General features: G+C 61.0%; 12 protein-coding genes. 3 read left to right on the top strand and 9 right to left on the bottom strand.

All coding sequences use genetic code 11. The features are described from left to right. Positions 1–56: 56 nt before the first annotated feature. Complete coding sequence (locus ACIPZF_RS12865; RefSeq protein WP_400799587.1) at positions 57–1,535, top strand: methyl-accepting chemotaxis protein; 1,479 nt, start codon at positions 57–59, stop codon at positions 1,533–1,535. A 75-nt stretch (positions 1,536–1,610) separates the two neighbouring features. After that, positions 1,611–1,979 carry an Mpo1-like protein gene (locus ACIPZF_RS12860; RefSeq protein ID WP_400799584.1) on the top strand — a complete coding sequence of 123 codons (369 nt, stop codon included), beginning with the start codon at positions 1,611–1,613 and terminating at the stop codon, positions 1,977–1,979. A 3-nt stretch (positions 1,980–1,982) separates the two neighbouring features. On the opposite strand, the gene ACIPZF_RS12855 is transcribed toward ACIPZF_RS12860, so the two are convergent. The 3 genes from ACIPZF_RS12855 to ACIPZF_RS12845 form a co-directional block, all read right to left on the bottom strand. Beyond that, on the bottom strand, positions 1,983–2,780 hold the full coding sequence (locus ACIPZF_RS12855; protein WP_400799581.1) for an acyl-CoA thioesterase: 798 nt from the start codon (positions 2,778–2,780) through the stop codon (positions 1,983–1,985). Between the two features lie 76 nt (positions 2,781–2,856). Continuing rightward, on the bottom strand, positions 2,857–3,636 hold the full coding sequence (locus ACIPZF_RS12850; protein WP_400799578.1) for a CHAD domain-containing protein: 780 nt from the start codon (positions 3,634–3,636) through the stop codon (positions 2,857–2,859). Positions 3,637–3,650: 14 nt separating this feature from the next. Then, a complete protein-coding gene (locus tag ACIPZF_RS12845) occupies positions 3,651–3,929 on the bottom strand; it encodes a hypothetical protein (protein ID WP_346615432.1) in 279 nt (92 codons plus the stop codon). Positions 3,930–4,082: 153 nt separating this feature from the next. On the opposite strand from ACIPZF_RS12845, the gene ACIPZF_RS12840 reads away from it, so the two are divergent. Then, entirely contained in the window at positions 4,083–5,123 is a 1,041-nt protein-coding gene (locus ACIPZF_RS12840; protein WP_400799575.1) for a patatin-like phospholipase family protein, read from the top strand. Positions 5,124–5,281: 158 nt separating this feature from the next. Here the strand turns inward: ACIPZF_RS12840 and ACIPZF_RS12835 are convergent, their stop codons facing one another. The 6 genes from ACIPZF_RS12835 to tig form a co-directional block, all read right to left on the bottom strand. Beyond that, positions 5,282–7,153: a SurA N-terminal domain-containing protein gene (locus ACIPZF_RS12835; protein ID WP_400799572.1), complete on the bottom strand. Its 1,872-nt coding sequence runs from the start codon at positions 7,151–7,153 to the stop codon at positions 5,282–5,284. Between the two features lie 183 nt (positions 7,154–7,336). Next, entirely contained in the window at positions 7,337–7,609 is a 273-nt protein-coding gene (gene hupB / locus ACIPZF_RS12830) for a nucleoid-associated protein HU-beta (protein WP_054883552.1), read from the bottom strand. A gap of 153 nt (positions 7,610–7,762) precedes the next feature. Beyond that, a complete protein-coding gene (gene lon / locus ACIPZF_RS12825; protein ID WP_400799569.1) occupies positions 7,763–10,159 on the bottom strand; it encodes an endopeptidase La in 2,397 nt (798 codons plus the stop codon). A 153-nt stretch (positions 10,160–10,312) separates the two neighbouring features. Continuing rightward, entirely contained in the window at positions 10,313–11,596 is a 1,284-nt protein-coding gene (gene clpX, locus ACIPZF_RS12820) for an ATP-dependent Clp protease ATP-binding subunit ClpX (RefSeq protein WP_110744985.1), read from the bottom strand. A 108-nt stretch (positions 11,597–11,704) separates the two neighbouring features. Continuing rightward, positions 11,705–12,346 carry an ATP-dependent Clp endopeptidase proteolytic subunit ClpP gene (clpP, locus tag ACIPZF_RS12815; protein WP_400799566.1) on the bottom strand — a complete coding sequence of 214 codons (642 nt, stop codon included), beginning with the start codon at positions 12,344–12,346 and terminating at the stop codon, positions 11,705–11,707. Positions 12,347–12,437: 91 nt separating this feature from the next. After that, positions 12,438–13,751 (bottom strand): trigger factor, encoded by a 1,314-nt coding sequence (gene tig / locus ACIPZF_RS12810; RefSeq protein WP_400799564.1) that lies wholly within the window; start codon positions 13,749–13,751, stop codon positions 12,438–12,440. Positions 13,752–13,948 lie beyond the last annotated feature (197 nt).

The following is a 13,948-nucleotide window of genomic DNA, read 5'->3' as shown; positions in this document are numbered from 1 at the left end:
CACAATGATGGCACCTTGCCAATGATGTTTCCGCTCAACTCAGAGAAGACCTACCCATGGGTGCCTGGCTTAGCAATATCTCCTTGAAGTACAAATTCTGGGCCGTCAACGCGGTGGCCTTCGTCACGACCTTGATGCTGGTGCTCTACGCCGTAAACCTTGAGCAGCAAGCCCGCGCCGAAGCGGCTCATGCCCAGGCGCAATCCCAGGCCGAGCTGCTGGCCGCCTGGCCCTCCCAGCAGGCCCTGCCGCACCAGGCCAACGTGATCGTCTGGCAATCTGGGCAAACCCCGACTCATGCCGGCAAAAGCCTGGATATCCTGCGCGATGCGCAAGGCTGGGTGGCCTTGCCGGCCGCCTGGGTATTGGGCGACAACCCGCTGCGCGGTGCCCACGTCCTGCGCCACGGCGATCAACACGTGGCGGTGCTGGCCACGGCGCCTAGCCTGCGCCAGGTGTTCCTCGACCGGTTCAACAATTACGCGATCTGCGTACTGATCCTGATGCTGGCGATGCTCTGTGCCTCGCAATTGCTGATCCGCTTCCTGCTGAGCCAGCTCAACACCCTCAAGGACGTCATGCTGCACGTGGAAAAGACCGGCGACCTGTCGGCCCGCGTGCCATTGGCCTGCGGTGACGAGGTGGGCCAGATGGCCGGCGCCTTCAACGCCATGCAGTCGACTTACCACCGGGTGGTCAGCACCGTGGCGCGCACGGCCGCGCAACTCGACTCGGGCGCCGCGCGCCTGGCGTTGAGCATGAACGAAGTACGCCACGGCATGCTCGGCCAGCAGAGCGAAACCGACCAGGCGGCCACGGCCATCAATGAGATGTCCGCCACCGTGCACCACATCGCCCAGCATGCCGGCGCCACCCGCGACCAGTCGCAGACTGCCGACACCCTCGCCGGCAGCGGCAAGGACGTGGTCAACCGAGTCCAGGACTCGATTGCCGGGCTGTCCAACGGCGTCCAGCAAACCGCCGAAATGATCCGCCAGCTGGCCGAAGACAGCCAGAAGATCAATGGCGTGGTCAACGTGATTCACAGTATCGCCGAGCAGACCAACCTGCTGGCGCTCAATGCCGCCATCGAGGCCGCACGCGCTGGCGACCTCGGCCGTGGCTTCGCCGTGGTCGCGGATGAAGTGCGCAGCCTGGCCAAACGTGTGCAGACCTCTACCGACGAAATCACCGCCATGGTCGCCGAGCTGCAGGCCGGCACCCGCGATGCGGTGGAGTTCATGCAGGAAAGCTCGTACAAGGCTGACGATTGCGTACGTCAGGCCCAGGCAGCTGGCGCGGCGTTGGCCGATATCACCGGCGCGGTCGCGCAGATGCGCGAGAGCAACACGCAGATCGCGGTTGCCGCCGAGCAGCAAAGCCAAGTGGCTGAAGAAATGAACCGGGCGGTGGTGAGCATTCGCGATGTCACCGAAAAAACCGTGCAGCAGACGGTCGATTCGGCCTCTACCAGCAGCGAGCTGGCGACGCTGGCCGGTGAGCTGAACAAAGCCATTGGCCAACTCAAGCTATAGTCACCATAGCCACCCTCGATTGGCTGCGATCACGGGGCGGCACTAAGCTTTGGGCATGACTGCGAGGAAATGCCCATGAGCAAACGACTGCCCAACTTGCCCGCCTGGCAATGGCGCGGCTATCACCACAATCATCGGCATCCGACGAACCTGGTGCTACACCTGATCGCCGTGCCGTTGTTCATCCTCGGCGCCCTGTTGATACTGTCGGGCTTGTTCGCCCTGGACCTGGGCCAGATCGCCGTTGGCGTCATCGCCTTGATCGCCGGCCTGGGCATGCAGCGCCAAGGCCATCGCCTGGAAGCCGAACAACCAGAGCCGTTCGCCAACCGCAAGGACGCCATGCAGCGCCTGCTGACCGAACAGTTCATCACCTTTCCACGCTTCGTGCTCAGCGGTGCCTGGTGGCGTGCGTGGCGCGAGCGCCACAAGCATCGGCATTGAAACCTAGGCGAACACCGTGACCGTCTGCCTGCTCAATGCCAGCAATTCCCCTTCAGCCGTCCACAGGGTGGCGGCTGCATGGCCGTAACCGTCCCGGGCATGCTCGGTTTCGACGCAGTAGCGGCACCAATCCAGCGTCGAGAGCTTCGCGACCGGTTGGACGAATTCGATGGTCCAGGTCAGCGTGCTGCCTGCCGCCGGCTGCTTCAGATATGGCATCAAGCTGGGCGGCCAGGCATCTACCAGGGCCAGCAGGTGAGATTCATTGACCGGCTCTTCAGCCACGTCTCGCAAACGCACCCAGCCGCCCATTTGCCGTGATTGATTGCCACTGAACGGCAAACCGCCAACCGCCCAGCGCAGGGCGACATGGCGCATGAACTCCGGCGTCACGCCTTTGATATACGGCAACTCCGGAGCCGCATCCTCAAGCGCTTTCATCTCCCGGGCCGGCAGTGCCGGGACATCGACCACCGACGGCCTTCCGGCACCGAAATTACCCTGCACCAAGGTCACCACCTGGCCATCCTGCACTGCTCGGCCAAGCAGCGTGCTGACCGCTTTGCCCTCACGCAGCACTTCAACTTCGAATCGGGTGGGTACATCCGGCGCGGCCGGTGCGACGAAGCTGATTGCCAGAGAGCGCACGGGGCGGTTATCGGAGAGTTTCAGGCGCATGGCCTCGTAGACCATGGCCGCCATCAGGCCGCCGAACGCGGCACGCCCCTGGGCCCAGCTGGCCGGGATGCTGACGGCATCGGGGTTTGCTCGAACGGCGTCGAGCAGTTGATCGAAATTCATGGGCCGGCTCCTGCGACAGCGAAAGGTGTCAGCCCATACTATCCAGCAATTGGCGCTCGATCAGCCCGCATATCGGTCATTTGCCGTGCTTGCGTTGCGCCAGCGCTGCTTGCAGCGCCTCCAGCGTGACATCGGACTTGCGCTCCGCCTCGTGCAGTTCCTGCTCCCAATCGATCTTGCAAGGGGCCAGGTCGGTATGGGTCTGTGCCTGCAACAACCACTGCAGACGGTCATGCCAGTCACCCAGATCGCCCTGGGCCTTTTTCAGCAAGCGCCGCAGCGGCTTACCGGCATGATCCAGCTGAGGGAACGCCTCGTCGCCATAGCGCACCCGCTTTATCAACAAGCGCAAGCGATGGCGGTCATGGGCGGGATCCTGCAACGCCTGGTTCAGCTTGCGCCACTGCTTGACCAGACGCTTGTCGACGCGCTTGCCCAACGCGCTGACCAGGCCTTCGCGATCTGCCGCGCGCAGAAACAGCGGGAACGCATCGATGATCGTCAGCACCCTCCCCAACTGCAGGCTGGACGCGACGCTGGCAAAGGTAGCGGTGCGGCCTTGCAGACGCCGTTGCCCGGCGTCATCAAAACCACGCTTGATCAACTCGGCGCCCAGCACCTCACGATCACGCAGCGGTGTGGTCAGGGTCCCGAGGGCCTTGGCAGCCTCCTCCAACTGCTCGACCCCCGGCAACCCTCTCAGTGGCCGCAGCAGGCTGCGCAGCCGCCGCACGCTGGTGCGCAGGTCGTGCAGCGCCTCGCTGTCGGTATCGGCGGCCAGGCGTTCGCGACAGGCCAGCAGGCGTACCTGCGAAGCCAGTACCTGGGCAACTACATGGTCGAGCATGGCAGACATACAGCGCTCCTCGGTCAGCGCCCGGCGCGCGACTCACGAATGTAGAAACGTGCCTTTTCGGCTTTCTTGCTGCAACCCTCAAAACCTTCGAACTGCTGCTGGGTCTTGGCCCCGGTCAACAGCGACAAGGCCTTGGAGTAGCTGACAGTACCGGCGAAGCCTTCGGCCTTGGCCAGGTCGAGCTCCTTCCAGGCGGCATCCAGCTGCGTCGCGCAGCTATCTCGGTAAGCCGTCTTGCCCGCGCAGCCGGCAAGGGCCAGGGCAATCAGAGGAAGGCAGATCCAGGCTTTCATCGGTGGTACCTCGACAGGTTGAAATAGATGGCTGTTCGACGCGCGGGCAGCTGAAAAGTGCCGCGCCTGGCGTGTTTTGCCTAGAGTCTACATTGAAGCACAGGCAGCGCTCGGTGCATTGTAGGACCCTGCTGGCAAAGGCCGAGGAAGATCATGACTAAACGTGTAGCACTGGTGTTGGGATCGGGGGGCGCGCGCGGCTACGCCCATATCGGCGTGATCGAAGAGATCGAACGGCGCGGCTACGACATCGCCTGCATCGCCGGCTGTTCCATGGGTGCAGTGATCGGCGGCATCTATGCAGCGGGCAAACTCGAGGAGTACCGCAACTGGATCGAAAGCCTGGACTACCTGGATGTACTGCGCCTGGTCGACGTCAGCTTCCGGCTTGGCGCGATTCGCGGCGACAAGGTGTTCGGCCAGATCCGCAAGATCGTTGGCGAGATCAACATCGAGCAGCTACGGATTCCCTACACGGCGGTGGCCACCGACCTGACCCACCAACAGGAGATCTGGTTTCAGGAGGGCTGCCTGCACCAGGCCATGCGCGCCTCGGCGGCGATTCCCAGCCTGTTCACGCCCGTGGTGCAAGGCAACCGCATGCTGGTCGATGGCGGTATTCTCAACCCGCTGCCGATCGTGCCAGTGGTTTCCAGCCACTGCGACTTGATCATTGCGGTGAACCTCAACTCCACCAACCAGAAGCAGTATCAGTTGCCGGTGATCGAACGGCCAGCAGCGTTCAAGATGCGCTTCGACGCGCTGCTCTCTTCGCTGGGGTCGCGCCTGCCATTCCGGCGCAAACCGGCCGAGGAGCTGATGCGCATCGAGCAGGTGATAACCGCCGAAGGTCTAGCGCCGCCCAACCCCTGGCTGGCCGATACAGCCGATCCTGTGGGCCAGCAACCGGCGGCGGCCCCGGAGAGCGAAGGTGCGCCGAAATCGGCCAGCGGATCGTTCATCATCGACAACGTCGGGCCGGCTTCGCTGCTGGATCTGATCAACCAGAGCTTCGAGGTGATGCAGACGTCGCTGGCGCAGTACAAGATCGCCGGCTACCCGCCGGATGTGCTGATCAACGTGCCCAAGCGGGTGTGCCGGTTTTTCGAGTTCTACAAGGCGCCGGAGCTGATTGCCCTGGGGCGGGAGATTGCGCGCGATACGCTGGATAATTATGAGGGGGAGAAAAGGTAGTTTCGCCAGTGGCGGCCTCTTCGCGGGACAAGCCCACTCCCACAGGTACGCTGCCGGAGCTTACTGTGGGAGCGGGCTTGTCCCGCGAACAGGCCAGCACAAACTACACAAATAAAACAGGCCGCATCATGCGGCCTGTTTCGTTAGCAAACACTCACTCAGTAGCGAGTGATGTCCGCATTGCCTTCCAGTTGCTTGCGATAGGCCGCAAAGTCTTGCTGGCCAGCACGCGAAGCGAGGTAGCGGCGAATCTGTTGCTTCTCTTCGTCGCTGGCGGCGGCACCTTCGTTGACGCCCTTGAGCTGCAGCACGACCAGGCTGCCATCGGCCAGGACCACGCTGCCGTATACCGGCTTGTCCTTGGCTTGTGGCTTGGCCAGGCGGAACAGCGCCTGCAGTTCGGCCGGGTCGATACCGTCCTGGCCGCGGGTCACCGCCTCGTACGCCTTCCAGCTCTGCCCGTCGTGGGCAGTGCCGGCTGCGATCGAGCCGCTTTCCAGGCCAGCGATCAACTTGTCCGCCTTGGTCTTGAGTTCGGCAGTCGCCTTCTCCTTGGCCAGATGCTCGCTGATGTTCTTGGCCACCGCTTCCAGGGGCAGCTGCTCTGGCTTGCGGTGTTCCTTGACGCGCAGCACCACGGTGGTTTCCGGGTCCAGCTCGATGGCGGTGCTGTTGGCAGCCTCTTCGAGCACTTCTTCGGAGAACGCTGCCTGAACAACTGCACGGTTGGCAGTAATGCCTTCGCCACCTTCACGGCCGAACGGCGCCGAGGTGTGCACCTTGAGGTTCAGGTCCTGGGCCGGCTGGGCCAGGTCGGCAGCTTCATAAGCGGCATCCTGCAGCTGTTTGCTGGCATCGACATAGCGCTGCTCGACCAGCGGAGTCTTCAGGTCGCGGGTCAACTTGTCCTTCAGGCTGGCGAAGGTCGGTACTTCCGGCGCCTGCTTGCCCAGCAGCTTGATCAGGTGGTAGCCGAACTCGGTGCGTACCGGTGCCGAAACCTGGCCATCGTCGAGCTTGTACAGGGCTTCTTCGAAGGCTGGGTCATACACACCCGGGCCTGCGAAACCAAGGTCGCCACCACTGTTGGCAGAACCCGGGTCCTGGGAGAACTCCTTGGCCAGCTTGGCAAAGTCTTCACCTTTGGCCAGGCGCTGCTCGACTTCTTCGATGCGAGCCTTGGCTTGAGCATCGTTGGTCTTGTCGTTGACCTCTACGAGGATATGCGCGGCGTGACGCTGTTCGGCGAGGTTGGCGACTTCCTTCTCGTACTGGGCCTTGAGCTCGTCGTCGCTGACCTTGACCTGATCGAAGAATGCCGACTTTTTCAGCTCGACGTAATCGATGACCACTTGATCAGGGGTCATGAACTCTTTGGCGTGCTGATCGTAGTGCGCCTTGATCTCGTCATCGCTGACCTTGACCGCAGCCGGGTTGGCCTTGAAGGTGAGCGAGGCGAAATCGCGGGTCTGGTTTTCCAGGCGGGCGAAGGCGTCGACCTGCTGGTCGGTCACGAAACTGCTGCCGGCAATACCGGTGCGCACCTGGCCAATCAACATTTCTTCGGCGAGCATCTCGCGGAACTGCAGACGGCCATAGCCCATCTGGCGAATGACCTGGTCGAAACGGTCGGCGTTGAATTTGCCGTCGACCTGAAACTCTGGCGTCTGCAGGATCACTTGATCCAGCGCGGCGTCGGAGAAGGCGAACTTGGCATCCTCGGCGCCCTGCAGCAGCAGTTTGCGATCGATCAGCCCTTTGAGCGCGGCGTCGCGCAGCAGTTTTTCGTCCAGCAAGGCCGGGTCGAAGTCCTTGCCAAGCTGTTGCATCAGCTGGCGGCGCTGCATGTCGGTGGCCTGGCTCAGCTCGTTCTGACTGATGGTCTGGCCGTTTACCTTGGCGGCATCCTGGCTATGGGTGGCGGCCTGGAAAATGGCCTCGAAGCCCGTTAACGCCATCAGCACGACGATTAGGCCGATGATGGTCTTGGCAATCCAACCTTGTGAATTGTCCCTGATATTTTGCAGCATGCGTCCCCCAGAAACGGCTGTACCACTGCGTCGACAACCGCGGAGCGTGGGTAGAATCCTGATAAAAGAAAGGCGCATCCGAGGATGCGCCTTTTCTTAGCAAACGTGTCAGGCGGGAACGTTTGCGCCCCGCCGTCAGCGTGCTCGAACCTGGCAAAGCCCGGTCCGGCTGAAAGAGACGACTTAGTTGACGGCGTCTTTCAGGCCTTTGCCAGCCTTGAAACCTGGAACCTTGGCGGCAGCGATCTTGATCGCTTTGCCGGTTTGCGGGTTGCGACCGGTGCGCTCAGCGCGCTCCTTGACCGAGAAGGTACCGAAGCCAACCAGTACGACGTCGTCGCCTGCTTTCAGAGCACCGGTCACGGAGTCGATCACAGCGTCCAGTGCTTTACCGGCGGCAGCTTTGGAAATGTCAGCCGATACAGCGATAGCGTCAATCAGTTCCGACTTGTTCACTCGAAGTCCCCTTAATTTCTCTATTGAGTTTGTTTCTAAGTATGTAATGAAAAGCTTATGAAACCTGTACTGGGTGGCTTAATGACAATAGCGTGCCGCTTTATAGCAAGGCCCCGAAAAAACTGTCAAGGAAAGCCCCCCAGCCAAAAACTACTAGTGCGTGCTGATTCTTTCCTTAGCATCGCCGTCGCGCTTTTCATCTTTCGCGACAATCTCAGGAGCCACATCTGGCAAGGGCTCCGGGGCGTATTGCAGCGCAATTTGCAGGACTTCGTCAATCCATTTGACCGGTTTGATCTGAAGATCCTGTTTGATATTTTCAGGAATCTCCTTCAGATCGCGAACATTCTCCTCCGGAATGATCACGGTCTTGATCCCGCCTCGGTGTGCCGCCAGCAGTTTTTCCTTCAACCCGCCAATGGCCAACACCTGGCCACGCAGGGTGATTTCACCGGTCATGGCAACGTCAGCGCGTACGGGGATCTGCGTCAGCGCGGACACCAGCGCGGTGCACATGCCGATACCGGCGCTCGGGCCGTCCTTCGGCGTGGCGCCCTCCGGCATGTGGATGTGCACGTCGTGCTTCTCGTGGAAGTCGGCGGCGATCCCCAGGCTGCGGGCTCGGCTGCGGACAACGGTCTGCGCGGCGGTGATCGATTCGACCATGACGTCACCCAGCGAGCCGGTCTTGATCAACTGGCCTTTGCCGGGGATGACGACCGACTCGATGGTCAGCAATTCACCACCCACTTGCGTCCAGGCCAGGCCCGTGACCTGACCGATCTGGTCTTGCTGCTCGGCCAGGCCATAGCGGAACTTGCGCACACCCAGCAGATGCTCGAGCTGCTCGCTGGCGACCTTGACCTTGACCTGCTTCTGCCCGGTATGTTCCTTCACCACCTTGCGGCAGACCTTGGCGATCTGCCGCTCGAGACCCCGCACACCCGCTTCGCGAGTGTAGTAACGGATGATGTCGCGAATCGCCGAGACGTCGATCTCCAGCTCCTGGTTCTTCAACCCGTTGGCCTTGACCTGCTTGGGCGTCAGGTATTTGACCGCGATGTTGATCTTCTCGTCTTCGGTGTAGCCCGGCAGCCGGATGACTTCCATGCGGTCAAGCAGCGCCGGCGGAATGTTCATCGAGTTCGAGGTGCACAGGAACATCACATCCGAGAGGTCGTAGTCGACCTCCAGGTAGTGGTCGTTGAAGTTGTGGTTCTGCTCGGGGTCGAGCACTTCCAGCAGCGCCGAGGCCGGGTCGCCGCGCATGTCGCTGCCCATTTTGTCGATCTCGTCGAGCAGGAACAGCGGGTTGCGAACGCCCACTTTGGTCATTTTCTGGATCAGACGGCCTGGCATCGAGCCGATGTAGGTACGACGATGGCCACGAATCTCGGCCTCGTCACGCACGCCACCCAGGGCCATGCGCACGAATTTGCGGTTTGTTGCCGCGGCGATGGACTCGGCCAGCGAGGTCTTGCCCACACCAGGCGGCCCAACCAGGCACAGCACCGGCCCGCGGATCTTTTTCACCCGCTTCTGCACGGCAAGGTACTCGAGGATGCGTTCCTTGACCTCTTCCAGGCCATAGTGGTCGGCGTCGAGGATTTCCTCGGCCTTGGCAAGGTCCAGGCGCACCTTGCTCTGGGCCTTCCACGGCACCTGCACCAGCCAGTCGAGATAGGAGCGCACCACGGTGGCCTCGGCCGACATCGGCGACATCTGCTTGAGCTTGTTGAGCTCGGCCTGGGCCTTGGCCAGCGCGTCCTTTGGCAGGCCAGCGGCCTCGATGCGCTTTTTCAGCTCTTCGACTTCGTTATGGCCTTCGTCGCCATCGCCGAGTTCTTTCTGAATGGCCTTCATCTGCTCATTCAGGTAGTACTCGCGCTGGCTGCGCTCCATCTGCTTCTTGACCCGGCCACGGATGCGCTTTTCAACCTGCAGCAGGTCGATCTCGCCATCGAGCATCGCCAGCACGTGTTCGACACGGGTCGACAGGTCGACGATCTCGAGGATTTCCTGCTTCTGCTCGATCTTCAGCGCCATGTGCGCCGCCATGGTGTCGACCAGGCGACCAGGCTCTTCGATGCTGTTCAATGAAGACAGCACTTCGGCAGGGACTTTCTTGCCCAGTTGCACGTACTGTTCGAATTGCGACAGCAGGGTGCGCACGAAGACTTCCGACTCGCGCTCGGCGGTGTCGGTTTCGTCGATCAGGGAGACTTCGGCACGGATATGCCCTTCTACTTCGGTAAAGCGCTCGACCGCACCACGTTGCTCGCCCTCGACCAGCACCTTGACGGTGCCATCCGGCAGCTTCAGCAGTTGCAGTACAGTTGCGACGGTACCGACGCGGTACAGGGCGTCTTCGCCCGGATCGTCGTCGGCAGGGTTCTTCTGGGCCAGCAGAAGGATCTGCTTCTCGCCAGTCATCGCGGCCTCAAGGGCCTCGATGGACTTCTCACGCCCCACGAACAGCGGGATGACCATGTGCGGATAAACGACGACATCGCGCAATGGCAAAAGAGGCAAGTCGAGGGTGGTCTTCATGATTTCGCCTCTACAGCGGCCATAAGGCCGGAAACCGGTGGAAATGTTGCTTGGACCTAATGTGGGGGCACGCTTGGGAAATTACAAGCGCTTGCGCAGGAAAAGCAGAAAGGGGCCCGTAGGCCCCTTTCTTGCTTGCTACCACCACCCAACTCAAGCGTCGGGTGCGGCCTTGGCTTGCGGCTCGCTATTCTCGTAGATCATCAGCGGCTGCGAAGTACCTTCGATGACGCTCTCATCGATCACCACTTTGCTGACATCCTTCTGCGAAGGGATCTCATACATGGTGTCGAGCAGCACGCCTTCGAGGATCGAACGCAGGCCACGGGCGCCGGTTTTGCGCTCCAGGGCCTTGCGCGCGACGGCCTTGAGGGCATCGCTGCGGAACTCGAGGTCCACGCTTTCCATCTCGAACAGCTTGGCGTACTGCTTGGTCAGGGCGTTCTTCGGCTCGGTGAGGATCTGCATCAGCGCAGCCTCGTCCAGCTCGTCGAGGGTCGCCAGCACCGGCAGACGACCGACGAACTCGGGGATCAGGCCAAATTTGACCAGGTCGTCCGGTTCGACTTCGCGCAGCGATTCGCCGACCTTCTTGCCTTCTTCCTTGCTGCGTACTTCAGCACCAAACCCGATACCACCCTTGGTGGAGCGGTTCTGGATGACCTTTTCCAGGCCCGAGAAGGCGCCACCGCAGATGAACAGGATATTGCGGGTATCAACCTGCAGGAACTCCTGTTGCGGGTGCTTGCGGCCCCCTTGCGGCGGAACGGAGGCAACGGTGCCTTCGATCAGCTTCAACAGCGCCTGCTGCACGCCTTCACCCGAAACGTCACGGGTGATCGACGGGTTGTCCGACTTGCGCGAAATCTTGTCGATCTCGTCGATGTAGACGATGCCCATCTGGGCCTTTTCCACGTCGTAGTCGCACTTTTGCAGCAGTTTCTGAATGATGTTCTCGACATCCTCACCCACATAACCGGCTTCGGTCAGGGTGGTGGCGTCGGCAATGGTGAACGGCACGTTCAACAGGCGTGCGAGGGTTTCGGCGAGCAGGGTCTTGCCCGAGCCAGTTGGCCCGATGAGCAGGATGTTGCTCTTGCCGAGTTCGACCTCGTCACCCTTCTTGTCACGCTGATTCAGGCGCTTGTAGTGGTTGTACACCGCTACGGCGAGCACCTTCTTCGCGCGCTCCTGACCAATCACGTACTGGTCCAGGATGCCGCTGATTTCTTTCGGCGAAGGCAATTTGTGCGCGCTGCTTTCGGCCTGGGCTTCCTGCACCTCCTCGCGGATGATGTCGTTGCACAGGTCGACGCACTCGTCGCAGATAAATACCGAGGGCCCGGCAATCAGTTTGCGCACTTCGTGCTGGCTTTTGCCGCAGAAGGAGCAATAAAGCAATTTGCCGCTGTCCTCGCCGTTACGGGTGTCAGTCATTCGATCGATCCAATCCGGTAGGCTTGCAACACAAGATGAAGGCAATTGCGGGCTTTTTCAAGTCCGCAGGTAGGCGCTTTCGGCACCTACCTGCTCTGGCGCCTGGGTTCAGGAGACCAGTTGCCGCTTGTCGTATACCGAGTCGATCAGGCCGTACTCGGCCGCGCGCGAGGCGCTCATGAAGTTGTCACGCTCAGTATCACGCTGGATGGTCTCGAGGTCCTGGCCGGTGTGGTAGGCCAGCAACTCGTTGAGACGCGCCTTGATGCTGAGGATTTCCTGGGCGTGAATCTGGATGTCGGTAGCCTGACCCTGGAAGCCGCCGAGCGGCTGGTGGATCATGACGCGCGAGTTCGGCAGGCAGTGACGCTTGCCCTTGGCACCCGCGGTCAACAGGAAGGCGCCCATGCTGCAGGCCTGGCCGATGCAGATGGTCGAGACATCCGGCTTGATGAATTGCATGGTGTCGTAGATCGACATGCCAGCAGTCACCGAGCCGCCTGGGGAGTTGATGTAGAGATGGATATCCTTGTCCGGGTTTTCCGCTTCGAGGAACAGCATCTGCGCTACGACGAGGTTGGCCATGTAGTCTTCTACCGGGCCCACCAGGAAGATCACTCGCTCCTTCAACAGGCGCGAGTAAATGTCATAGGCACGTTCGCCACGGGCGGACTGCTCGATAACCATCGGGACCAGGCCGCCTGCGGCCTGGATGTCAGAGCTCTGCTGAATATAAGAATTGCGGGACATGTCCTGCGCTCACTCCCAAATAGTCATGGCTTGAATACGCACAAGCCAGCGCGAAGGCTGGCTTGTGGGGGCTTCCTACGAGAAAACCGTATTACTCAGCTTCGGCAGGCGCCTGGGCTGGTTTTACCGCTTCTTCGTACGAGACCGACTTGTCGGTCACAGTCGCTTTCTGCAGAACAGTATCTACAACTTGTTCTTCCAGCACAACCGAACGCACTTCGTTCAGTTGCTGGTCGTTCTTGTAGTACCAGGCGATGACCTGCTCAGGCTCTTGGTAAGCCGAAGCCATTTCTTCGATCATCTCGCGAACCTTGGCGTCGTCCGGCTTCAGCTCGAACTGCTTGACCACTTCGGCGACGATCAGGCCCAGCACCACGCGGCGCTTGGCTTGCTCTTCGAACAGCTCGGCCGGCAGTTGCTCAGGCTTGATGTTGCCACCGAACTGCTGAACAGCCTGGACGCGCAGACGGTTGACTTCGTTTTCCAGCAGCGCCTTCGGCACTTCGATCGGGTTGGCGGCCAGCAGACCGTCCATGACCTGGTTCTTCACCTTGGTCTTGATCGCCTGGCGCAGTTCACGCTCCATGTTCTTGCGAACTTCGGTGCGGAAGCCTTCCAGGGTCGACTCTTTGATGCCGAACTGGGCGAAGAACTCTTCGTTCAACTCTGGCAGCACAGGGGCCGAAACGCTGTTGACGGTGATGGTGAACTCGGCGGCTTTGCCAGCCAGGTCCAGGTTCTGGTAGTCCTCAGGGAAGGTCACGTTGACAACGCGCTCTTCGCCTGCTTTGGCGCCTACCAGGCCGTCTTCGAAGCCTGGGATCATGCGGCCGGAGCCCAGTACCAGCTGGGTACCCTTGGCCGAACCACCGGCGAAGGCTTCACCATCGATCTTGCCGACGAAGTCGATGTTGACCTGATCGTCTTTCTCGGCGGCGCGCTCTACGGCCTCGAAGCGGACGTTCTGCTTGCGCAGCACTTCCAGCATGTTGTCCAGGTCGGCGTCAGCCACTTCGGCGCTCAGGCGCTCGACGTTGATCGACTCCAGGCCGGCAACGGCGAACTCTGGGAACACTTCGAAGATGGCGACGAACTCCAGGTCCTTGCCCTTCTCGAAGGACTTCGGCTCGACAGCCGGAGCACCAGCCGGGTTCAGCTTCTGCTCGACGATGGCTTCGTAGAAGGAAGCCTGGACCAGGTCACCGAACGCTTCTTGGCGCGCATCGGCTTCGAAACGCTGGCGGATCACGCTCATCGGCACTTTGCCTGGGCGGAAGCCCGCGACTTTGGCGCGCTTGGCAGTCTGCTGCAGACGCTTGTTGACTTCGTTCTCGACGCGCTCGGCCGGAACGGCGATGGTCATGCGGCGCTCGAGAGCGGAAGTGTTTTCAACAGAAACTTGCATGGATATTCCTCGTTGCACAGACGTTAGCCGGCGTTAGCCCGACTCCAGAATCAAGGGCAAGCATTCTAGTGAGTCACGCAGCAGAAGTCACCCCACTCGGGACGACGGGAAACCACGCCGGTCGATTACCTTGCAAGGCCCGCACGGCGTACCGCCGAGCCTCTTCATATAAGTAGGTTGCGCAACGCCGTCGGCGT

Origin of the sequence: Pseudomonas sp. NPDC089752, assembly GCF_044748725.1 — a bacterium.
Classification (GTDB): domain Bacteria; phylum Pseudomonadota; class Gammaproteobacteria; order Pseudomonadales; family Pseudomonadaceae; genus Aquipseudomonas.
This window is presented reverse-complemented; position numbering and strand designations above follow the sequence as displayed.